Raw genomic sequence first — 22,101 nt, forward strand, 5'->3', positions numbered from 1 at the left:
CTCCCCCGCTCAACGCGTCAACACGAGGCCGGCATCGAGCGGCCAGGTGAGCCAGACCATATCACCGAACGTGATCGGCCGATCGACAAGGCGGGAAACGTTGGCTTGCGCCGCACGCACCACCCGGCCATCCGCGAGCTTCACCAGGAAAACCGAAAAGTCGCCCAGATAACCGATGTCCCAGACTTCGCCGTAGACCGCATTGACCGAGGTATCCGCCGGCTGGTCGGGCGAGATGCGGACCTTTTCCGGCCGCACCGCGAAGGCGACCTTGTCGCCCACGACCGCCTGGCATTCCTGCTCCACCGATACCGCGATGCCGTCGCAATCGATCCTGACCGTGCCCGGCGCGCCGAGCGCGCTGTCGGTCGAAGCGACTGTGCCTTCGAGAATATTGATGTCGCCGATGAAATCCGCGACGTAGCGGCTGTTCGGCGCTTCGTAGATCTCGGCCGGCGTCGCCACCTGCATGATCAGGCCCTTGTCCATGACCGCGATGCGGTCGGACACGGTCATCGCCTCTTCCTGGTCGTGGGTGACGATCAGGAATGTCAGGCCGAGCTTGGTCTGGAGGTCCATCAGTTCGAACTGCGTCTCTTCGCGCAGCTTCTTGTCGAGCGCCCCGAGCGGTTCGTCGAGCAGCAGCACCTTGGGGCGCTTGGCGAGGGAACGGGCGAGCGCCACGCGCTGGCGCTGGCCGCCGGACAGCTGGTTCGGCTTGCGTTTGGCGAACTGCTCCAGCTTGACGAGCTTCAGCATTTCCTCGACGCGGGTGGCGATCTCGCCCTTCGGCAGATTGTCCTGCTCCAACCCGAAGGCGATGTTCTTTTCGACCGTCATATGGGGGAAGAGCGCGTAGGACTGGAACATCATGTTGGTCGGCCGGCGGTAGGGCGGCACGCCGGAAATATCCTTGCCCTGCAGCAGGATGCGGCCTTCGGTCGGCTCCTCGAAACCGGCGAGCATGCGCATCAGCGTCGTCTTGCCGCAACCGGAGGGCCCGAGCAGCGAAAAGAACTCCCGCTCGTAGATATCGAGCGTCAGGTTATCGACGGCGGTGAAATCGCCGAACCGTTTGGTGATGTTTTCGAAACGAATGAACGGAACCGCCGACGGGTCGGTCCAGGGAGAAAATTTACGCTTAACCGGCCCGAGAGATTTCGCCATGCCCTTACCCCATTTCGCCCGATTGCTGCTGCCCCAAAAGTAATCGGGGCAGACGTTTCCGCCTGCCCCGCCCTTGATCAGCTACCGGTCTTGATCTGCGTCCAGACCCGGTTCAGGACCCGCTGCTCGCGCGGTCCGTATGGCGAAATGGTGAAGAGTTTCTTGACCACGTCTTCCGGCGGATAGACGGAAGGGTTTTCCAGGACTTCCTTGTCGATGAACTTCTGCGAAGCCAGGTTGCCGTTGGCGTATTGAACGAAGTTCGAAGCCTTGGCGATGACTTCCGGTTTCATCAGGTAGTTGATGAAGGCATGCGCCTCGTCGACATGCTTCGCGTCCGCGGGGATCGCGAGGTTGTCGAACCACATATATGTGCCTTCCTTGGGGATGATGAACTCGATGTTGACGCCGTTCTTGGCTTCCTCGGCGCGGGTCTTGGCCTGCAGCACGTCGCCCGACCAGCCGATCGTGATGCAGCTGTCGCCATTGGCAAGGTCATCGATATAGGCGGACGAATTGAAGGTCTTCACCGACTTGCGAATTTTCGAGTAGACGGCGCCGCCGGCTTCGAGGTCCTTGGTGTCCTTGCTGTCAGGATTCTTGCCAAGATAGTTCAGCGCGATTGCGAAGGTCTCGTCGGACGCATCGAGGATGTTGATGCCGCAGGACTTCAGCTTGGCCGCGTTCTCCGGCTTGAAGAGAACATTCCAGCTGTCGATCGGAACATCGCCGAGGGCCGCCTTCACCTTGTCGACGTTATAACCGATGCCGGTCGTGCCCCACATGTAGTTGACGGCATATTGATTGCCGGGGTCGTATTTCGCCAGGCGCTCGGAAACCACCGGCCACACGTTGGAGAGGTTCCGCAGCTTCGACTTGTCGAGCTTCTGGAAAACCTTGGCCTGGATCTGGCGGGCGAGGAACGGGCCGGTCGGCACGACGACATCATAACCGGAGCCGCCGGCGAGAAGCTTGGTCTCCAGCATCTCGTTGCTGTCGAACACATCGTAGATGACCTTGATGCCGGTCTCCTTGGTGAAATCCGTCAGGATCGTCTCATCGATATAGTCCGACCAGTTGTAGACGCGAACTTCGCGCTCCTGGGCCAAGGCAGCCGTCGCGGCGAAGGCCGTGGCGGCAACTGCGGCAGCAAGACTGAGCAAATGACTTTTCATGATCTCTCCTGTTCCAGTTTTTTCAGCGCAATCGTCAAATCACGCCTAATTCCCTTATATTTTTCGCGAGAGTAAAAAGTAATTTTCCACCCCACAAGGGGGAATGTGCGCCGCCGCAAAACTCACTGGAAATCGAAGGCGCTGAGGCCGGTCACCATTTCATCTAGGCCGAGCGGTCTAGTCACCGGCGGTTCGGCACGGGAGAGGCAACCCTGCCTTTCGCAAAGCCGGCAGGCGGTGCCGACAAGCACCGTGGCCGCACTCCCCGGCAGGGCCTCGCCGTAGACGGCGTCTCCCACGCTCGAGAGATCGCAGCCGAGAAGGATCGCGGTGCGCCGGATCCGCTCTCCGAACCCCGCCTGGGGGCCTTCGAGCGTCCTCGACAATGTCAGGAACATGCCCCCATCCGGCATTTCTACCCGATCGACAAGGACCTGGCCCGGCTGGAGGAAAGCGGAATGGAGCCCAAGCTTCGGACAGAGCCCACCGAAACGGGCCTGCGGGAACCCTTGAGCACCGGCGCGGCGGATCGTGTTGCCGGCGTGGTCGAGTTCCATCAGAAAAAACGGAATGCCCGGCGCACCGGGCCGCGCGAGCGACGTCAGGCGATTGGCGGCCTGCTCGAACGACACATCGAAGCGCGAGCGCAACACGTCGAGATCATATCGGGCGCGCTGGGCCGCCGCGAGAAAGGCCCCATACGGCATCATCAGTGCATGGGCCGCATAGCGGGCGAGTTCGAAGCGGCCGATGCGCCGCGCCTCGTTGGTGGAGAGGTTGAGGTCTTCGAGTTCGGTGGCGATCTCCTGGCCCAGCGCCAGCAGCGCCACTTCCATGGCAAGCTCACGGGTCCGGTCGAAGGGCGACAGCCGTTCCGACAGGAAGAGCCGCATGGAATGGCGGTCATAGCGCCGGCGCAGGTTCGGCATCGCGTGGACCGGAAGGGTGCGCACCACGATGCCGTGCTCGTTCTTCGCCCAGGCCTTCAAGGCGCCCGGCAGTTCGTCGCCGGTCCCGAGCCTGGCCGCAAAAGTTTCCGCGGCATCCTCGATGCGCGCGAAGAAGTTGGGGCGACGCTCCAGCTTCTCGCGCACCTCGTCGATCGGCAGGCGCGTGCCGGCAATCGAGGTTTCGTGACCTTCGCGAGCGAGAAGCTCGGCGAGATCGGAAAGCCTTGCTGCCTGCTCTCGATAGGCGCGATAAAGCTTCATCAGCCCGAGCGCCGCATTGGGAGCCGCCTCCGCCACCTCGATGATTTCCTGGTCCCCGGGGATTTCACCCGCCAGCAGCGGATCGGCGAACACCTCGCGTAGCCGCCCCGCAAGACCACCGCCCTCGCCCTGCAGCGCGTCGAGATCGACTTTGTAGACGGAGGCGAGCTTCAAGAGGAGCTGGACGGTCAGAGGCCGCTGGTTGCGCTCGATGAGATTGAGATAGGAAGGCGAAATGCCAAGCGCCTCGGCCATGGCCGTCTGGGTGAGCCCAAGCCCCAATCGCACCCGCCGCACCCGCGGGCCGGCAAAAATCTTTCGCTCTGCCATTTGTCACCGTTTTTACAAAGTTGCCGCTCAGTCTCTTTTACTATTTTGACATCTTCACAGAAGCGCTTGTGAAAGACAAGACATCCTAACCCCTTTGCCAGCAGCAATTCCGCATCTTTTCTGGCAGTGCAGCATTCTGTTCTGTAAATATAGTCACATCAAACCCGCATCGAGCGGCTGACACATTTACATAGGAGGATGACGATGACAGATTTTTACACGCTGGTTCCAGGCGCTCAAAAAGGTCGTTTCGAGGGGATCGAACGCCCCTATTCCGCAGACGACGTCAAGCGGCTGCGCGGCTCGGCCGAGATCCGTTATTCGCTCGCCGAAATGGGTGCCAACCGGCTGTGGTCGCTGCTGCACAGCGAGGACTTCGTCAACGCGCTCGGCGCGATGACCGGTAATCAGGCCATGCAGCAGGTCCGGGCCGGGCTGAAGGCAATCTACCTTTCCGGCTGGCAGGTCGCGGCCGATGCCAATACCGCGTCCGCCATGTATCCCGACCAGTCGCTCTATCCGGCCAATGCGGCGCCGGAACTGGCGCGGCGCATCAACCGCACCCTGCAGCGTGCGGACCAGATCGAAACCGCGGAAGGCAAGGGCCTTTCGGTCGAGACCTGGTTTGCGCCGATCGTTGCGGATGCGGAAGCCGGGTTCGGCGGGCCGCTCAACGCCTTCGAGATCATGAAGGCCTTCATCGAGGCGGGTGCAGCCGGCGTCCACTACGAGGACCAGCTGGCATCGGAAAAGAAGTGCGGCCATCTCGGCGGCAAGGTCCTGATCCCGACCGCCGCACATATCCGCAACCTGACAGCCGCGCGCCTTGCCGCCGACGTCATGGGAACGCCGACGCTGGTCATCGCCCGCACCGATGCGGAAGCGGCAAAGCTGCTCACCTCGGATATCGACGAGCGCGACCGGCCCTTCGTCGACTACGACGCGGGGCGCACGGTCGAGGGTTTCTATCAGGTGAAGAACGGGCTCGAACCCTGCATCGCCCGCGCCGTCGCCTATGCACCCTATTGCGACCTCATCTGGTGCGAGACGTCCAAACCGGATCTCGAACAGGCCCGCCGGTTCGCCGAAGGGGTCCACAAGATGCATCCGGGCAAGATGCTCGCCTATAACTGCTCGCCGTCGTTCAACTGGAAAAAGAACCTCGACGACGCGACGATCGCCAAGTTCCAGCGGGAGCTGGGTGCAATGGGCTACAAGTTCCAGTTCATCACGCTCGCCGGCTTCCACCAGCTGAATTTCGGCATGTTCGAGCTCGCCCGTGGCTACAAGGACCGCCAGATGGCTGCCTATTCGGAGCTGCAGGAAGCGGAATTCGCCGCCGAGATCAACGGCTATACGGCCACCAAACATCAGCGCGAGGTCGGCACCGGCTATTTCGACGCCGTCTCCGTCGCCATCACCGGCGGACTTTCGTCCACCACCGCAATGAAGGAATCCACCGAGCACGACCAGTTCAGGCCGGCTGCGGAATAGCCCCAAGAGCTCATCACCAAGAGGAGAACCGACATGAACATCCAGACCCACGTCAAGGAACGCGCAGAAGAGCAGTCAAGCGCCATGACGCCTGACCAGCAGGCGGCGATCCGCACGCTTGCCAACGACCTGCATCGCCTCAACCATGCGATCATGAAGGCGGTCGAGGCCGGGGTTTCGGTGGAGCTCGTCCGTTCCGCCCGGCACCACGGCGGCGACGGCCACTGGGGCGACCTGATGATCCCGGTCATCGTCACCAACCGGGTGCAGTGACCGGAAGACGGCTCTAAGGCTGGCGGCCCGCAAATAGCGGGCCGTGAGCCCGGACGAACTTCACCATCCGATCGACCACCGTGCGGATATCCCGGCGGTGGCGATCGTCGTTGTTCATGACGATCCACTGGCTGTGCCGAAGGCTCTCGATCTCGCCGCCGACCCGCTCCAGCCGCATGTCCTGGTCGCCGACGAAACAGGGAAGGACCGCCGTGCCGGCACCGCCCAGCGCCAAGTCGCGCAGGGAGCGCGGACGGTTGACGGTAACCGCCACTTGCGCTGCCCGTTCCTGATGCGGCCAGCGCAGATAGGCGGAGATCGCGTCCTCCTCCGAGACCGCAAGCCAGCGCTCGGCAACCGAGGGGTGGGCGTTGCGGGCACGATAGGCCGCATAGGCGACCTCGCCGAGCCGGGTTGCGGCAAGGTTCGGCTCTTCCGGCTCGAAGGCACGAATGCCGATATCGCTTTCCCGGTGCGTCAGGCTCGCCCGCCGTTCGGCGACATGGAAATCGAGGCGGAAGTCATCGCGCTCGGTGCGGATCAGTGAGAGATTGCGGGTGAACATCCAGGCAAGCCAGGTACCACAGGCAACGCGCACCAGCGTCGAACCGGCGCCCTCCCGTTTCCAGCTCTCGATGCGGCGGGCAGCGCCTTCCATTTCCAGGATCTGGGCAAACAAGGCAGACCCGTCGGCGGTCAGCTGATAGCCGGTACGGCTGCGTAAAAACAACGGACGCCCGACGGCTTCTTCCAGATCGAGCATCCGCCGGCCGATCGTGGCGGGGCTCAATCCGGTCATGCCAGCGGCACCTGACAGCCCGCCAAGCCGGGCGACCTGCATGAAAAGCTCGTAGGCATCCCAGTTGATGTTTTTCATGGGTGAAAGACATAGCGGGAATCTGGCGGTACAAGAAGCAGTTTTTGAGGTTTAATAAAGGAGACGATTTCCACAAACGGAGGAATTCCGATGTATGAGAATATCGTCGCAGCCGCCTTTTCGCACCTCTCCCGAACACATCCCATCCGCCGCGATATCGCTGCGGAGAACGATTTCTACGAACGTTACGCCCACCCCTACCCGCGCTGGTTCGTCAGCCTTCGGCGGGTCACGGATAGGCATAAAATGTCAAAGGGCGGCATCGCTGCCGCCCCGGAGATCGGTTCCAGTCTATCCGGTGGCGCAGGCGAAGACCAGAACTCCGACCGCTGCCGCGCCAGGCAAATTTACTGGGCAATGCCGGAGCGGTGCGGCAGCCGATTTTCCGCGCCGCCCGGCTCGCCGTCGCTTTGAGATCGGCAGATATTATGCGGCGCGGGAATAACCCGAGCGGCGACTGTTCGTGTCGATGCGGAACTGCTCTACCAGTTCAAGCAGGGCATCCGCCTCGCTTGCGAGACGTCGGCTTGCCTCCGTCGTCTCGCCGACCATCGCGCCGTTCTGCTGTGTCATCTGGTCCATGCGGTTGACGGAGTTGTTGATGTCCTGCAACGCGGCCGATTGATCGCGGCTGGCCGTCGCGATCATTTCCACATGCTGGCTGACGCCGGTGATCTGTTGGCTGATCGCCGCCAGCACTTCGCCCGCCTGCTGCACCAGGCCGGCACCGGAGCTGACTTCCTGGCTCGACTGGGTGATCAGATCCTTGATCTCCTTGGCGGCACCGGCGGAACGCTGCGCCAGTTCGCGAACTTCCTGCGCTACGACCGCAAAACCCTTGCCGGCCTCACCGGCACGGGCAGCCTCGATGCCTGCGTTGAGCGCCAGAAGGTTGGTCTGGAAAGCGATATCGTCGATGACCTCGATGATCAGCTCGATCTTGCCGGAAGCCTCTTCGATACGTCCCATGGCAGCGACCGCGTTGCTCACCACGGTACCGGAGCTGTCGGCACTCTTCTTGGTGACGGCGACCGCCAGGTCCGCCTCGCGGGCGCGCTCGGCCGAAGAACGGACCGTCGCGGTAATCTCGTCGACCGCGGCGGCCGTCTCCTCGAGAGAAGCTGCCTGGGTTTCGGTACGGCGCGAAAGTTCGGTCGAGGAATGGCTGAGGTCGGCACTGCTTTTCTGGATGGAGAGCGTGCTTTCGCGGATATGGGAAAGCGTGTCCCGCAGCCGGACGATGGAGCCGTTGAAGTCGGTGCGGAGCTGTTCCAACCGGCCGGAATACCGTGTCTCGATCGTGCTCGACAGGTCGCCTTGAGCCAAGCGGGCCAAAGCCGCACCCAGTTCACTGACGGCGGTATCAATCTCGCGGTCGACGCGTTGCTTTTCGGCGTCGTTGCGACGGCGTTCGGCCTCCGTTTCGGCCCGATCTTCGGCGCTGCGGCTCTCGAGCCGTTGTTTCTCGTGCGCCGCTTCCCGGAAGACTTCCAGGGCGCGAGCGATATTGCCGAATTCGTTGCGGCGTTCGACATAGGGGATTTCGGTTGCGTCATTGCCTTGGGCAAGCGCATGCACGACGCCGGTCAGCACGCCGAGCGGCCGGAGCAGCATACGAAGCGCGAACAGGCTTGCGATGCCGACGGCGAGAAGGGCGCCAAACGACGTGCCTATGACGATATAACCCGCGGTGGCGATATGGGCGAAATAGACTTCCATCGGAATGCCGATGAAAAGCAGACCGGTGACGCCGTTCGAGGCATTGGTGATGGGGAAGTACCCCGTCATGAAATCCTTGCCAAACAAGACAGCCGGCCCGAAATAAGCTTCCCCACGCGCCAGGAACGGCTGTGCCGGGTGCTCCGCTGCAAGCTTGGTGCCGACTGCCCGCTCACCCTTTTCCGTCTTCACATTGGTCGATACCCGGACATAGTCGGTGCCCTTCTTTTCGAACAGGGTCGCGACACCGCCGATGGCGGACGCCGTGCGATCGACCATATCATGATCTTTCACCGCCCCCTCGGCCTGACTGACACGGATGACCGCGCCGTCACGGATCTCGGTCTTGGCGCCATCCAGCTCCAGGTCGTAAAGCAGGCTCATGGTGCGTATCGCCTTGCGGGCATCGTCCTTCGCCGTATCCATGATATCGCCGCGCAGGTAGGTATAGGTGAGGCCCCCCACCGCTATCACCGCAACGAAGATCATGAAGAGGCAAAGAAGAACGATCCGAGATACCACGGACGACGGCAGGATTTTGATCATTTAGGCCAGCTTCCCCGCAAAACTATGAACTGAACCAGTATCGCCGGCGGAAGTGAAAATTTACTAAATTTGAATGTAGTCGGGTAAAGACGCCCTAGAGGCGGGGAACTGACGCAAACCTGGGTTTGGAAATGCTCGAAAATAAACAGGCCAGCGCTCCGCGAGCGTGGCTGAAGACCGCCGCCGTTCAGGCGCGCGGTGAAATCGGAGAGCGGAAGCCCTTAGAAGAAGAGCGTCGGAAGCGCGAGGAGCGCGGCCGTTGCACCGATGGCGATCGCGAGAAAGCGGAGGCGAATGAGCTTCGGGTTGTCCTGAACCTTGGCGATTGCGATTGCGCGGGCACGGCTGGGTCTCTGCATGGAAACGGCACTCCAAGGCAAGTTGCTCGGGCGCTCCAGCCGCCACCGGCAGGAAGCGCATGCCCGCCTTAAATCACAGGATTTGGCTGGCATTAAGGCAGGATCGCCTGCTCACATTAACAAGTGCTGAATCAACCTGTACTACAATGCCTCCCCACAAACATGGCCCGACGCCCAGGCCCATTGGAAATTGTAACCGCCGAGCCAGCCGGTCACATCCACGCATTCGCCGATGAAATAAAGGCCGGGCACCGCCTTTGCCTGCATCGTCTTCGAGTCCAGTTCCGAAGTATCGATGCCGCCGAGCGTTACCTCGGCCGTCCGGTAACCTTCCGAGCCGGCGGGCCGGATGGCCCAGGTCTGGATGGAGGCGGCCAGCCCCTCGATCGCCTTGTCGGGAAGATCGGCGAGATGCCCGGTGAGGCCGCGGTTTTCGACGAAGAACTGCGCCAGCCGTTTCGGCAGCACCTCCGCCAATACCGTCTGCGCCGCCTGCCTCCCATTTGCCTTGCGGGCCGCCTTGAGAACCGCTGCGATATCGAGGTCTGGCTCGATGACCAGCGTCACGTCATCGCCTTCCCGCCAATAGGAGGAGATCTGCAGGATCGACGGGCCGCTCAAACCACGATGCGTAAAGAGCAACGCCTCGCGGAAGACGGTCCTGCCGTGACGGACTTCGGCCGGCACCGCAATGCCGGAAAGCGGCGACAGCTTTTCGAGCAGGTTCGGATCGAGCGTCAGCGGCACGAGCGCCGGGCGCGTCTCGACGATCTGCAGGCCGAATTGTTTGGCAATGTCGTAGGCGAAGCCGGTGGCTCCCATCTTGGGGATCGATTTGCCGCCAGTCGCAACCACCAGGGACCCGGCCTCCACCAACCCGTCGGAGGTGCCGATGCGGAAGCCGCCGGGTGTCTTTTCGATCGACGTGACCTGTTTCTGCAGTTCGAGCAAGACGTTCGCCGCCTTCATCTCCGACAGCAGCATGCGGATGATGTCCTTGGCGCTGTCGTCGCAGAAGAGCTGGCCGAGCGTCTTTTCGTGCCAAGGAATGCCGTGGCGCTCCACCATGTCCAGGAAATCGCGTGGCGTGTAACGCGCGAGCGCCGACTTGGCGAAATGCGGATTGGCGGAGAGATAGTTTTTCGCAGCTGCGTGGATATTGGTGAAATTGCAGCGACCGCCGCCGGAAATGCGGATCTTCTCGCCCGGAGCCTTGGCGTGATCGAGGACAAGCACCGAACGGCCGCGGCCGCCCGCACGGATGGCGCACATCATGCCTGCGCCGCCGGCGCCCAAAACCACGACATCGAATTTCCGCGTCACCGCATGCTCCTTGTTTCAATATCTGCTCTTTTCGATCGGTAACTCAAAGTCAATGGCGTCTGCCCCTCGCCATTCGCCAATCCGTGGTTATGATGGAACATCCGATCAACCTCACCCAGATGTGTCATGCCGCGCAAAAAAACCGCTCCTGCTCTCGCAACCGGCACCGTGGCGAAAGCCGCGACTGCCCAGCCGACGCTCACTTCACTCAGAGGCGTCGCGGACTGGCGGGAGGCCGCCGCGTGGCTTCGGGCTCGAGGGATAGAGGATATCGAGTGCATCACGCCCGATCTCGCCGGCGTGCCGCGCGGCAAGATGATGCCTTCGTCGAAGTTCACCTCGAATACGTCGCTGGCGCTGCCGTCCGCCCTCTACCGCCACACCATTTCCGGCGAATACCCCGAAGAAACCGGCACCTTCCGCTACGAACCCCGCGACAGCGACCTGAAGTTGGTGCCGGATCTTTCGACCCTGGCGGTGGTGCCCTGGGAGACAGACCCGACGGCGCAGGTGATCTGCGACATCGTCGATACCGAAGGCAAGGCGGTTCCCTATACGCCGCGCAACGTGCTGAAGAATATCCTCAAGCTCTATGAGGAGCGCGGCTGGAAACCGGTCGTGGCGCCGGAGATCGAATTCTACCTCGTCGCCAAGAACGATGACCCGGACTATCCGCTGCACCCGCCGAAAGGCCGGTCCGGCCGGTCCATCCTCGGCGGCCAGGGCTATTCGATCGCCGGCATCAACGAATTCGACGAGCTGATCGACGACATCTACCATTTTTCCGAAAAGCAGGGCCTCGAGATCGATACGCTGATCCACGAGGAAGGCCCGGCTCAGCTCGAGATCAACCTGCGCCATGGCGATCCGATCGAACTCGCCGACCAGGTGTTCATGTTCAAGCGCACCATCCGCGAGGCGGCCCTGAAACATGGCATCTATGCGACGTTCATGGCCAAGCCGATGCAGGGCCAGGCGGGTTCGGCGATGCACATCCACCAGTCGGTGGTCGACATCAAGACCGGCAAGAACGTCTTCTCGAATCCGGACGGTTCGGCCTCCAAGGAGTTTTTCCACTTCATCGGCGGCATGCAGACATATGTGCCGAAAACGCTGGCGATGATGGCGCCCTATGTGAATTCCTACCGCCGCCTGACGCCCGATATGTCGGCGCCCGTCAACAATGCCTGGGGTTACGACAACCGCACGACCGCCTTCCGCGTGCCGGTCTCGGATGCCGCCGCCCGCCGCGTCGAGAACCGATTGCCGAGTTCGGACTCCAATCCGTATCTGGCGCTCGCCGCGTCGCTCGGTTGCGGCCTGCTCGGCATCATGAACGCGATCGAGCCGGGTCCGGCGACCGAAGACACCGCCAACGAGGGGTCGATCGAACTGCCGCGCGGCCTGCTCGAAGCCGTGTCGCTGCTCGAATCCGATCCGGCGCTGGCCGGCGTCTTCAGCCCGGAATTCATCGGCCTCTATGCGGGCGTCAAGCGCGGGGAGTTCGAGACCTTCATGCAGGTGATCAGCCCCTGGGAGCGGGAATTCCTGCTTCTCAACGTGTGAGGGCTGTGTCTTGGATGCATGGCAGAGCCCGATCGCCCCGGGAATTTCCTGGTATCAGGCAACCCTTAGCGAGCGGCCGACCTATCCGGCACTCGACGGATCCAGATCGGTCGACGTGGCGATCATCGGCGGCGGCTATACCGGCCTGCAGGCGGCGTACAATCTTGCAAAGGCTGGTATCTCCGTCGCGCTGATCGAGGCCAGCCGGTTCGGCGACGGTGCCTCCGGCCGCAATGGCGGACAGATGGGTACCGGGCAGCGCTGGTGGCCGGAGGATCTTGAAAAGGAGATCGGCTACGAGCGCTCCAAGGCGCTGTTCGACATGGCCGAAGACGCCAAGCGGCATCTCCTCGACTTTGCCGAGACCCACGGCATCGACATGGAGTACATGCCGGGACAGATGAACGTTTCCCACAAACGGGGCCAAGAGAAGGATTATCGGACGACTGCCGAGATCGCGGCGGAACGTTACGGGTATCCCCACATCTCCTTCATGGATGGCAGGGAGACCGCCGAGCGGCTCGGCACGAAAGACTATTATTGCGGAGTGCGCGATACCGGCACCGGCCACATCCATCCGCTGAAGCTGCTGGTCGGGCTCGCCAGGGTGGCGCAGGCCGCCGGTGCGCAGATTTTCGAGATGACCCGCGCGACGGGCATCGAGAAAACGAGAAACGGACCGGGCGGCAAGATCCTGGTCCGGACGCCCAGGGCCACGCTGACTGCCGATCGGGTGCTGATCGCCACCAATGCCTATATCGGCGATCTCGAACCGGTTACATCAGCGCATATCATGCCGATCGGCTCCTTCATCGCGGCGACCACGCCGCTCGACGATTTTCCCGGTATCCTCCCCGGTGGAGAGGCCGTTGCTGATTCGCGGTTCGTGGTGCGTTATTTCCGTAAGAGCCGCGACAACCGGCTACTGTTCGGTGGTCGCGAGGTCTACACCTCCAGCAACCCGGCGGACACGGCCAACGCCATCCGCAAGCAGATCGTCGACACCTATCCGGCGCTGAAAGACGTTGAAATCACCCATGCCTGGGGCGGAAATGTCGGGATCACCATGCCGCGCCAGCCTTTCGTGCGCGAAGTCATGCCCGGGGTCACGTCAATCGGCGGCTATTCCGGTCATGGCGTGATGCTGTCAAACTATTGTGGCAAACTTTATGCTGATATGGTCGGCGGCAAGGCAACGGATCTCGACCACCTTGCCGCACTCAAAATTCCTGCCTTCCCCGGCGGGCGTCACATGCGGACTCCGCTGCTTTTCCTTGCCCTCACGTGGTTTGCGCTGCGCGACAGGCTCTGACAAGTAGCCCCTAACACACTTCGGAAGCCAATTCGGGCTAGCGTTTTTAAATCGATTAGAATAAGTATGCCCCCAACCATGCAGGACGAAAGAACAGCGATGAGCAGCCAGATCATCCCAGTTGAACCCTTTGATTGTATCGTATTCGGCGGCACCGGCGACCTTGCGGAACGCAAGCTCCTTCCGGCCCTCTACCACCGGCAGATCGAGGGCCAGTTCACCGAGCCAACCCGCATCATCGGCGCTTCGCGCAGTGCGCTTTCGCATGAGGATTACCGCAAGTTCGCCCAGGATGCCCTGAAAGAGCACCTGAAAAAGGGCGAATACGACGAGGCGGAAGTCCACAAATTCCTCCAGCGGCTCTATTACGTCTCGGTCGATGCAAAGGCCGAAGGAGGCTGGACCGAACTCAAGAAACTGCTCGACGACGGCAAGGAGCGCATCCGCGTCTTCTATCTGGCCGTGGCGCCGGGCATTTTCGGTGCAATCTCGGAAAAGATCCGCGACTACAAGCTGATCACCAAGTCGACGCGCATCGTCGTCGAAAAGCCGATCGGCCGTGACCTCGCGTCGGCGTTGCAGCTCAACGACATGATCGGCAAGGCCTTCCACGAAGACCAGATCTTCCGCATCGACCACTATCTCGGCAAGGAGACGGTGCAGAACCTGATGGCGCTGCGCTTCGCCAACGCGCTCTACGAGCCGCTGTGGAATGCCGACCATATCGACCACGTGCAGATCACGGTCGCCGAAGCGGTCGGACTGGAAGGCCGCGCCGGTTATTACGACACGGCGGGTGCGCTGCGCGACATGGTCCAGAACCACATCCTGCAGCTCCTCTGCCTTGTCGCCATGGAAGTGCCCTCCTCCATGAATTCGGAAGCGGTGCGCGACGAAAAGCTCAAGGTGCTGCGCGCCCTGAAGCCGATCACCGAGGCCAATTGCGAACAGATGACGGTGCGCGGCCAGTACCGCGCCGGCGCATCCGCGGGCGGTCCGGTCAAGGGTTATCTCGACGAGCTGGAAGGCGGCGTTTCCAACACCGAGACCTTCGTCGCCATCAAGGCCGAGATCGGCAACTGGCGCTGGGCCGGCGTTCCCTTCTACATCCGCACCGGCAAGCGGCTGGCAGCCCGCATGTCGGAGATCGTCATCACCTTCAAGCCGATCCCGCACAATATCTTCGACGCCGCCGCCGGTCGCATATCAGCCAACCAGCTGATCATCCGCCTGCAGCCGGACGAAGGCGTCAAGCAGTCGCTGATGATCAAGGACCCTGGTCCGGGTGGTATGCGGCTGCGCAATGTATCGCTCGACATGAGCTTTGCGGAAGCCTTCTCGGTGCGCAATCCGGATGCCTACGAGCGGCTGCTGACCGACACGATCCGCTCCAATCAGACGCTGTTCATGCGCCGTGACGAAGTGGAAGCCGCATGGCACTGGGTCGATCCGATCCTCAAAGGCTGGGAAGCGGCCGGCCAGCAGGTGCAGGGTTATACCGCCGGCACCTGGGGTCCGAGCCAGGCCATCGCCCTCATCGAGCGCGACGGCCGCACATGGCATGAAGGTTGAAGGTCATGACCGTGAATATGCATGAATTCGCCGATGCCGCAGACCTCGCCGCCAGCCTGGCGGACGAGGTCGCGGCACAGCTTGAAACCGCGATCCGCGACCGGGGCACCGCCTCGATCGCGGTCTCGGGCGGCTCTACCCCGAAGAAGTTCTTCGAGGCGCTGGCGACCCGCGATATCGACTGGAGCAAGGTGACCGTGACGCTGGTCGACGAACGGTTTGTGCCGGCAGACAGCCCGCGCTCCAACCACCTTCTGGTGTCGACGCATCTCCTAAAGGACAAGGCCGCGGCGGCGAAGTTCATCCCGCTCTACTACGAAGCACCGTCGATCGATGAAGCGGCCGTCATCGCGACGGACAAGACGTCCGGCATCGGCCAGCCCTTCGACGTGGCGATCCTCGGCATGGGCGGCGACGGCCATACCGCTTCGTTCTTTCCGCACGGGAACAACCTCGCTCGGGCGCTCGACCTTTCCGGCCCCCGCGGCGTGCTGACCATGCAGGCGGAAGGTGCGGGCGAAGAGCGGCTGACCTTCTCGTTCGCGAGCCTTTCGGACGCCCGTTTCCTGGTGCTGCATATCGAAGGCCAGGGCAAGAAGGACGTGCTCGAAACGGCAAAGGCCGGCTCCGACGAAACAGACATGCCGATCCGCGCCGTGCTTACCCGCGCCGCATCGCCGCTGCAGATTTTCTGGGCGCCTTAAAGCGCCGACTTTCAACGCGAGCAATCCCGGTGGCTTAGGGCCTTTCCGAAGGTCCTGCCCTCCCAAGCCGGGGTTGAGCACAAGAGGACAAGATCATGGCCGCTCATTCCAGCATCGAGGCAATCACCGCCCGTATCGTCGAACGCTCGAAGCCCCATCGTGAAGCCTATCTCGACCGTGTGCGGCGGGCGGCCACCCGGGGTCCGCACAGATCGACGCTCTCCTGCGGCAATCTCGCCCATGGATTTGCGGTCTGTTCCCCCGCCGAGAAGGACGCGCTCGCAGGAGACGTCGTTGCGAACCTCGGCATCATCACCGCCTATAACGACATGCTCTCGGCGCATCAGCCCTATGAGACCTTCCCGCCGATCATCCGCGAGGCGGCGCGGGAAGCCGGCGGCATAGCCCAGGTCGCCGGCGGCGTGCCGGCCATGTGCGACGGCGTCACGCAAGGGCAGCCGGGCATGGAGCTGTCGCTGTTCTCTCGCGACGCGATCGCCATGGCGGCCGGCATCGGCCTGTCGCACAACATGTTCGACGCAGCGGTCTTCCTCGGCATCTGCGACAAGATCGTGCCGGGCCTGGTCATCGCGGCGCTGAGCTTCGGCCACCTGCCCTCCGTCTTCATTCCCGCCGGCCCGATGACCACGGGACTTCCGAACGACGAGAAGTCGCGCATCCGCCAGCTTTATGCGGAAGGCAAGGTCGGCCGCGCCGAACTGCTCGAAGCGGAATCGAAGTCCTATCACGGCCCCGGCACCTGCACCTTCTACGGCACCGCCAATTCCAACCAGATGCTGATGGAGATCATGGGCTTTCACATGCCCGGCGCGTCATTCGTCAATCCGGGCACGCCGCTGCGCGAAGCGCTGACCCGCGAGGCCGCCAAGCGGGCGCTGGCGATCACCGCTCTCGGCAACGAGTTCACCCCCGCCGGCGAGATGATCGACGAGCGCTCGGTGGTCAACGGCGTCGTCGGCCTGCACGCGACCGGCGGTTCGACCAACCATACGCTCCACCTCGTCGCCATGGCGCGCGCGGCCGGCATACTGCTCACCTGGCAGGATATTTCGGAGCTTTCCGATGTCGTGCCGCTGCTTGCTCGCGTCTATCCGAACGGGCTTGCCGACGTGAACCATTTCCACGCGGCTGGCGGCATGGGGTTCCTGATCAAACAGCTCCTAAAGACGGGCATGGTGCATGACGACGTGCGCACCGTCTTCGGCCATGGATTGGAAGCCTATACGGTCGAGGCGAAACTCGACGCCAACGGGGCCGTCGTGCGCGAGGCCGTCCCGGACCAGAGCGGCGATGCCAAGGTGCTCGCATCGATCGAGACGCCGTTCCAGTCGAATGGCGGCTTGAAGATGCTGAAGGGCAATCTCGGCAAGGCGGTCATCAAGATTTCCGCCGTCAAGCCGGAACGCCATATCATCGAAGCGCCGGCGATCGTCTTCCATGACCAGCATGGGCTGCAGGAAGCCTTCAAGCGCGGCGAGCTCAACAAGGACTTTATCGCCGTCGTGCGCTTCCAGGGACCGAAGGCGAACGGCATGCCGGAACTGCACCGCCTCACCCCGCCGCTCGGCGTTCTCCAGGACCGCGGCTTCAAGGTGGCCTTGGTCACCGACGGACGCATGTCGGGCGCTTCCGGGAAGGTGCCGGCGGCGATCCATATCACGCCCGAAGCCTGCGACGGCGGACCGATCGCCAGGATCAAGGACGGCGACATGATCCGCCTTGATGCTGTCGCCGGTACGCTGGAAGTGCTGGTGGACGCCGCGGAATTTGCAGCCCGCACCCCCGTCGTCGTGGATCTTTCCGACAACGAGTTCGGCATGGGCCGCGAACTCTTCGCCCCCTTCCGCCGCCATGTCGGCACCGCCGACATGGGCGCCAGCGTGTTTTCGTAAACAGGCGATTGTCATCTGCAGAAACGAGAACGGCGGCCGTGGAGCCGCCGTTGCCATTTCAAGTCATCAGAACGGGTTACCAGGAGCGGATATCCAGCGTCCGGTCGCGATGGTTCGGATGGGTGGAGAAGATGAAGATGCGGTCCAGTTCCTTCTGCTTGAGCAGCGACAGGAAACGCACCTCGATCGTGTTGTTGGCGTTGGTGCGCATCAGCAGGCAGCCGACCTTGGAGATGCGCGCGTCGGGAATGTCGAGATAAAACTGCTTCGGCAGATTATACTGGGTCAGGATGCCGAGGACCGCGCCGCTCATCGAGATACGGATGACGTCACAGCGGCGCTGCGCCATGTTCATCACGCCATTTTCCGTATACTCGATACGCGCCGCATTCATCGTGTCTTCCATTTTGAACCGGGCTTCCCGGTCGTACATGAAAGACTCTTCCTTGTTCAAAAAGTGATTTCTGTTACTTGGAGTCGCGCTCACGACATCCCTCCATTGCTTATGGAGGAAGCCTAGCCGGCGAAATTTAACAGAGCGTTTTGAAGTCCCAAATCAGAACAACTCCAAATGCAGATCGCAAAATCACAGTAAACGGATGGTTACTCCTAGAGGCGATAGGCCTTACCTTCCGCATCGAAAAGGTGCAGTTTCTTGAGATCCGCCGAGAAGCGCATTGTCTCGCCTTTCTTCACCTGCAGAATGCCTGGGATCTTGGCAATGATCGGCTCTTGATCAACCAAGCCTTCGATATAAAGCAGCGTCACCTCGCCGAGCGCCTCGATGATTCCGATCTGGCCTTCGAAGAGGTAGTCCTCGCCTGAGGCAATCGACAAATCTTCCGGCCGCACCCCGAAACTGGCGGTCTTGCCCTTTTCAGAAGCCGCGGTCGGCACCGGCACACGCACCGATTTTCCACCCTTCAGCGACACCGTGGTCGTCTCGCCGGTCTCCGTCACGGTGGCCGGGATGATATTCATCGCCGGCGAGCCTATGAAGCGGGCGACGAAGAGGTTCTGCGGCCGCTCATAGAGTTCGAGCGGGGCGCCCACCTGTTCGATCCGGCCGGCCGAAAGCACGACGATGCGGTCGGCGAGCGTCATCGCCTCCACCTGGTCGTGCGTCACATAGACCATCGTGGTGTCCGGCATCGAATCCTTCAGCTTGGCAATCTCGATGCGGGTTGCGACGCGCAAGGCCGCGTCGAGATTGGAAAGCGGCTCATCAAATAGGAAGACCTTGGGATCGCGGCAGATGGCGCGGCCGATGGCGACGCGCTGGCGCTGGCCGCCGGACAGGGCCTTCGGCAAGCGGTCGAGATAGGGCGTGAGCTGGAGGATATCGGCCGCCGCACGCACCCGGCGGTCGATCTCATCCCGGCTTTCCTTGGCGATCCGCATGCCGAAGGCCATGTTGTCGTAGACCGTCATATGCGGATAGAGCGCGTAGGACTGGAAGACCATCGCGATGCCGCGCCGCGACGGCGGCACGTCATTGACGAGCTGGCCGTCGATGAACATCTCGCCGCTGGTGATGCTTTCCAGGCCGGAGATCATCCGCAGCAGCGTGGACTTGCCGCAGCCGGACGGGCCGACGAAGACCACGAACTCGCCCTGGGTGATCTCCAGGTCGATGCCATGCAGTACCTTTACCTGGCCATAGGCCTTGCGGATATCCTTCAGAATGACGCCAGCCATGATTCCTCCCCTTTATCGTTATGCGTTATGGGCGAAGAACGCCCCCCAGGCCGGTAATTCCACTCGCCTGCCTTCCAGCCCACTCTCGAAGCCGTGGCCGGTCAGCACTTCCCAGTCGCCGGCCGGCAGCTCGGTTGCCGTTTCCGCCGCGCTCATGTTGAACAGGCAGAGCACCGTCTCGTTGCCGTATTGGCGCTTGTAACCGAGAACGGCGCCGTCTTCGGCCAGGAACTCGATGTCACCCTTGGCAAAGGCCGGGTGCTGCTTGCGGAAGGCGAGGAAACGCCGGTACTGCTCGAGCACCGAGGCCGGGTCGCCATATTGAGCGCCGACAGCCCGAAGCTGATGTTCGACCGGGATCGGCAGCCAGGTTTTTTCCGCCGTGGAGAAGCCCGCCTGCAGTGCCTGGCTGTCCCAGACCATCGGGGTGCGGCAACCGTCTCGGCCCTTGAATTCCGGCCAGAACTGGATGCCGTATGGATCCTGCAGGTCGGCATAGGCGATATCGGCTTCGGTCAAGCCGAGCTCTTCGCCCTGATAGATGCAGACCGAGCCGCGCTGGGACATCAGGATAGCGGATGCCATCTTGGCGTAGCCGTCGCGATCGAGAACGTCGTGGCCCCAGCGGCTGACATGGCGCACCACATCGTGGTTGGAAAAGGCCCAGCAAGCCCAGCCGTCCGGTGCAGCCACCGAGAACGCTTTCTGCACCTCGGACACCCGCGCCGGCGTCAGCGGATCGGGCGCCAGGAACTCGAACGCGTAGCACATCTGCATCTTGTCGTTGCCGGACGTGTATTCGCCGACGATTTCCAGGCCGCGCTGGCTGTCGCCGACTTCGCCGACGGCGGCGATCGCCGGGAACTCGTCGAGCACGGCGCGGAAACGCCTCAGGAATTCCAGGTTCTCCGGCCGGTTCTTGTCGTAGAGATGTTCCTGGAAGTTATAGGGGTTCACGGCCGGCGCGGTGGAGGCGTTGCGGCGCGAGGGATCGAGTGCCGGGTTGTCGCGCAGTTCCTTGTCGTGGAAATAGAAGTTGATGGTGTCGAGACGGAAACCGTCGACGCCGCGCTTCAGCCAGAAGCGGGTCATGTCGAGCAGCGCGTCCTGGACCTCCGCATTGTGCAGGTTGAGGTCCGGCTGCGAGGTCAGGAAATTGTGCATGTAGTACTGCATGCGGGTCGGATCCCAAGCCCAAGCCGATCCGCCGAAGATCGACAGCCAGTTGTTCGGCGGCGTGCCGTCCGGCTTGGCATCGGCCCAGACATACCAGTCGGCCTTGGGATTGAAGCGGCTGGACCGGCTCTCGATGAACCAGGCGTGCTGGTCGGAGCTGTGCGACATGACGAGGTCGATCATCACCTTGATGCCGAGCCGGTGCGCTTCGGCGATCAGACCGTCGAAATCCGACAGCGAGCCGAACATCGGATCGACATCCGTGTAGTTCGAGACGTCGTAACCGAAATCCCGCATCGGCGACGGGAAGAACGGCGAAATCCAGATGGCGTCCGCGCCGAGCGCTGCCACATGCGGCAGGCGGGCGGTGATGCCCTTCAGATCGCCGATGCCGTCGCCGTTCGAGTCCTGATAGGAGCGCGGGTAAATCTGATAAATAACGGCCCCACGCCACCAGTCCTTGTCCGGTGCTACGGGAGCTTCTGCGGAAACGCTCATTCAAAAATCCTGTTGTCGTTCGATGTTGATCAGCCGCCCTTGACGGAGCCGGCGAGCAGGCCGCGAACCAAATACCGTTGCAAGGCGAAAAAAGACGATAATCGGCACGACGATTGTTATGAAGGCTGAAGCTGTCAGGATTTCCCACTTTCCCCCCATTGAGCCCAGAAGTGCATTCAGGGCGCCGGTCAGGACCAACTGGTCCTTGCCGGTGCCGAGGAAGACCATGGCGACGAGGAGGTCGTTCCATGTCCAGAGGAACTGGAAGATCGAGAAGGACGCGAGCGCCGGAAATGACAGCGGCAGGATGATCTTGACGAAGATTTCGAAATCGCTGGCGCCGTCGACGCGCGCGGATTCGATGATTTCCCGCGGCAGCCCGGAAATGTAGTTGCGCAGGAGATAGATCGCGAGCGGCATGCCGAAGGCGGAGTGCGCAAGCCAGATACCCGCATAACTGCGAGACGATACCCCGAAGAAATTGCCGATCTCGTTATACATCTTCAGAAGCGGGATGAGCGACATCTGCAACGGAACGACGATCAGCCCGACCACCAGGGCGATGATGAGGGCGCGTCCGGGAAATTCCATCCAGGACAGAGCGTAGGCCGCAAAGGCTGCGATCAGGATCGGAATGATGGTTGCGGGAACCGCGACCGTCAGCGAGTTGACGAAGGACTGGCCGATACCTTGGGAGGTCAGCACCGTGCGGTAGTTCTCGGTGGTGAAGGATGGCGGAGTGGCAACGGACAAGTAAACGCGCTTGCCGCGGCCCTCGAAAGGCGCATTCTTGGAATAGGTATAGCTGCCGTCCGCGTTGACGGTCAGCGTCTCGCCGTTGCCGATATCGGCGGGCTGTCCGGCGGTAAACTCCGTCGGCGCGGCAACGCGGGTGCCGAAGGCACGCACGGTGCCGCCCTTCCCTCCCTCGAAGACCGAACCGGAAATCACGTAGTTCGTACCATCCTGCCTGGCGGTTGAAGGCTCACCGAGGCGGGCGGCACTCGTCTCGGCGGCGCCCGTAAAGGCCGTCCACCAGCCCGATGCGGTGATCTGGCCCGCTTCCCGGAAGGAGGTGACCAGGATGCCGAGCGTCGGGATGAGCCAGATGATGCAGATGATGAGGACGGAGACGTGGACGATAAGGCGCGGAAGGCCGATACGGCGGAGGCTAGCGGCTGCACTCAT

18 protein-coding genes and 1 pseudogene are annotated in these 22,101 nt (G+C 62.1%); 8 read left to right on the forward strand and 11 right to left on the reverse strand.

The annotated features are described in order from the left end of the window. Positions 1-9 precede the first annotated feature (9 nt). The 3 genes from ACZ9EJ_RS15345 to ACZ9EJ_RS15355 form a co-directional block, all read right to left on the reverse strand. Positions 10-1,167, reverse strand: a complete 1,158-nt coding sequence (locus tag ACZ9EJ_RS15345) for an ABC transporter ATP-binding protein (RefSeq protein ID WP_046640934.1) — start codon at positions 1,165-1,167, stop codon at positions 10-12. Between the two features lie 77 nt (positions 1,168-1,244). Then, a complete protein-coding gene (locus ACZ9EJ_RS15350) occupies positions 1,245-2,342 on the reverse strand; it encodes a polyamine ABC transporter substrate-binding protein (RefSeq protein ID WP_046640932.1) in 1,098 nt (365 codons plus the stop codon). 122 nt (positions 2,343-2,464) lie between these two features. Continuing rightward, positions 2,465-3,883, reverse strand: a complete 1,419-nt coding sequence (locus tag ACZ9EJ_RS15355; protein WP_046628292.1) for a helix-turn-helix domain-containing protein — start codon at positions 3,881-3,883, stop codon at positions 2,465-2,467. 204 nt (positions 3,884-4,087) lie between these two features. Between ACZ9EJ_RS15355 and aceA the strand changes: the two genes are divergently transcribed. After that, positions 4,088-5,377 (forward strand): isocitrate lyase, encoded by a 1,290-nt coding sequence (gene aceA, locus ACZ9EJ_RS15360; RefSeq protein WP_046628290.1) that lies wholly within the window; start codon positions 4,088-4,090, stop codon positions 5,375-5,377. 33 nt (positions 5,378-5,410) lie between these two features. Continuing rightward, positions 5,411-5,650 carry an SMc00767 family acetate metabolism repressor gene (locus tag ACZ9EJ_RS15365; protein ID WP_046603281.1) on the forward strand — a complete coding sequence of 80 codons (240 nt, stop codon included), beginning with the start codon at positions 5,411-5,413 and terminating at the stop codon, positions 5,648-5,650. 13 nt (positions 5,651-5,663) lie between these two features. Here the strand turns inward: ACZ9EJ_RS15365 and ACZ9EJ_RS15370 are convergent, their stop codons facing one another. Continuing rightward, on the reverse strand, positions 5,664-6,527 hold the full coding sequence (locus tag ACZ9EJ_RS15370) for a LysR family transcriptional regulator (protein ID WP_046628288.1): 864 nt from the start codon (positions 6,525-6,527) through the stop codon (positions 5,664-5,666). A 90-nt stretch (positions 6,528-6,617) separates the two neighbouring features. Here ACZ9EJ_RS15370 and ACZ9EJ_RS15375 point away from each other — a divergent pair, with 90 nt between their 5' ends. Beyond that, positions 6,618-6,941, forward strand: coding sequence for a hypothetical protein (locus tag ACZ9EJ_RS15375; protein WP_046628286.1), 324 nt, complete (start codon positions 6,618-6,620; stop codon positions 6,939-6,941). Positions 6,942-6,953: 12 nt separating this feature from the next. Here ACZ9EJ_RS15375 and ACZ9EJ_RS15380 read toward each other — a convergent pair whose 3' ends face one another. From ACZ9EJ_RS15380 to ACZ9EJ_RS15390, 3 genes are all read right to left on the reverse strand, one after another. Beyond that, the gene (locus tag ACZ9EJ_RS15380; protein ID WP_046628284.1) at positions 6,954-8,792 is read right to left on the reverse strand and encodes a methyl-accepting chemotaxis protein; all 1,839 of its coding nucleotides are present in this window, start codon (positions 8,790-8,792) and stop codon (positions 6,954-6,956) included. Positions 8,793-9,013: 221 nt separating this feature from the next. Beyond that, positions 9,014-9,151: a hypothetical protein gene (locus tag ACZ9EJ_RS15385; protein WP_255735971.1), complete on the reverse strand. Its 138-nt coding sequence runs from the start codon at positions 9,149-9,151 to the stop codon at positions 9,014-9,016. A 141-nt stretch (positions 9,152-9,292) separates the two neighbouring features. Beyond that, the gene (locus ACZ9EJ_RS15390; protein WP_046640931.1) at positions 9,293-10,474 is read right to left on the reverse strand and encodes a BaiN/RdsA family NAD(P)/FAD-dependent oxidoreductase; all 1,182 of its coding nucleotides are present in this window, start codon (positions 10,472-10,474) and stop codon (positions 9,293-9,295) included. 126 nt (positions 10,475-10,600) lie between these two features. Here ACZ9EJ_RS15390 and ACZ9EJ_RS15395 point away from each other — a divergent pair, with 126 nt between their 5' ends. From ACZ9EJ_RS15395 to edd, 5 genes are all read left to right on the forward strand, one after another. Beyond that, entirely contained in the window at positions 10,601-12,040 is a 1,440-nt protein-coding gene (locus ACZ9EJ_RS15395) for a glutamine synthetase family protein (protein WP_046640930.1), read from the forward strand. Between the two features lie 10 nt (positions 12,041-12,050). Beyond that, positions 12,051-13,352 (forward strand): NAD(P)/FAD-dependent oxidoreductase, encoded by a 1,302-nt coding sequence (locus ACZ9EJ_RS15400; RefSeq protein ID WP_046640929.1) that lies wholly within the window; start codon positions 12,051-12,053, stop codon positions 13,350-13,352. Positions 13,353-13,451: 99 nt separating this feature from the next. Continuing rightward, a complete protein-coding gene (gene zwf, locus ACZ9EJ_RS15405) occupies positions 13,452-14,924 on the forward strand; it encodes a glucose-6-phosphate dehydrogenase (RefSeq protein WP_046640928.1) in 1,473 nt (490 codons plus the stop codon). Positions 14,925-14,929: 5 nt separating this feature from the next. Beyond that, positions 14,930-15,628 carry a 6-phosphogluconolactonase gene (pgl, locus tag ACZ9EJ_RS15410; protein ID WP_046640927.1) on the forward strand — a complete coding sequence of 233 codons (699 nt, stop codon included), beginning with the start codon at positions 14,930-14,932 and terminating at the stop codon, positions 15,626-15,628. Positions 15,629-15,723: 95 nt separating this feature from the next. Next, on the forward strand, positions 15,724-17,541 hold the full coding sequence (gene edd / locus ACZ9EJ_RS15415; RefSeq protein ID WP_046640926.1) for a phosphogluconate dehydratase: 1,818 nt from the start codon (positions 15,724-15,726) through the stop codon (positions 17,539-17,541). Between the two features lie 76 nt (positions 17,542-17,617). Here the strand turns inward: edd and ACZ9EJ_RS15420 are convergent, their stop codons facing one another. The 4 genes and pseudogenes from ACZ9EJ_RS15420 to ACZ9EJ_RS15435 all read right to left on the reverse strand — a co-directional run bounded on the left by ACZ9EJ_RS15420 (position 17,618) and on the right by ACZ9EJ_RS15435 (position 22,101). Continuing rightward, entirely contained in the window at positions 17,618-17,974 is a 357-nt protein-coding gene (locus tag ACZ9EJ_RS15420) for a hypothetical protein (protein ID WP_046611702.1), read from the reverse strand. A 176-nt stretch (positions 17,975-18,150) separates the two neighbouring features. Then, positions 18,151-19,239: an ABC transporter ATP-binding protein gene (locus tag ACZ9EJ_RS15425; RefSeq protein WP_046640925.1), complete on the reverse strand. Its 1,089-nt coding sequence runs from the start codon at positions 19,237-19,239 to the stop codon at positions 18,151-18,153. A gap of 18 nt (positions 19,240-19,257) precedes the next feature. After that, the gene (gene bglA / locus ACZ9EJ_RS15430) at positions 19,258-20,913 is read right to left on the reverse strand and encodes a beta-galactosidase BglA (RefSeq protein WP_046640924.1); all 1,656 of its coding nucleotides are present in this window, start codon (positions 20,911-20,913) and stop codon (positions 19,258-19,260) included. A gap of 29 nt (positions 20,914-20,942) precedes the next feature. Further along, positions 20,943-22,101: pseudogene (locus ACZ9EJ_RS15435) on the reverse strand (carbohydrate ABC transporter permease).

The sequence above is a fragment of the Neorhizobium sp. USDA 3394 genome (assembly GCF_056280385.1).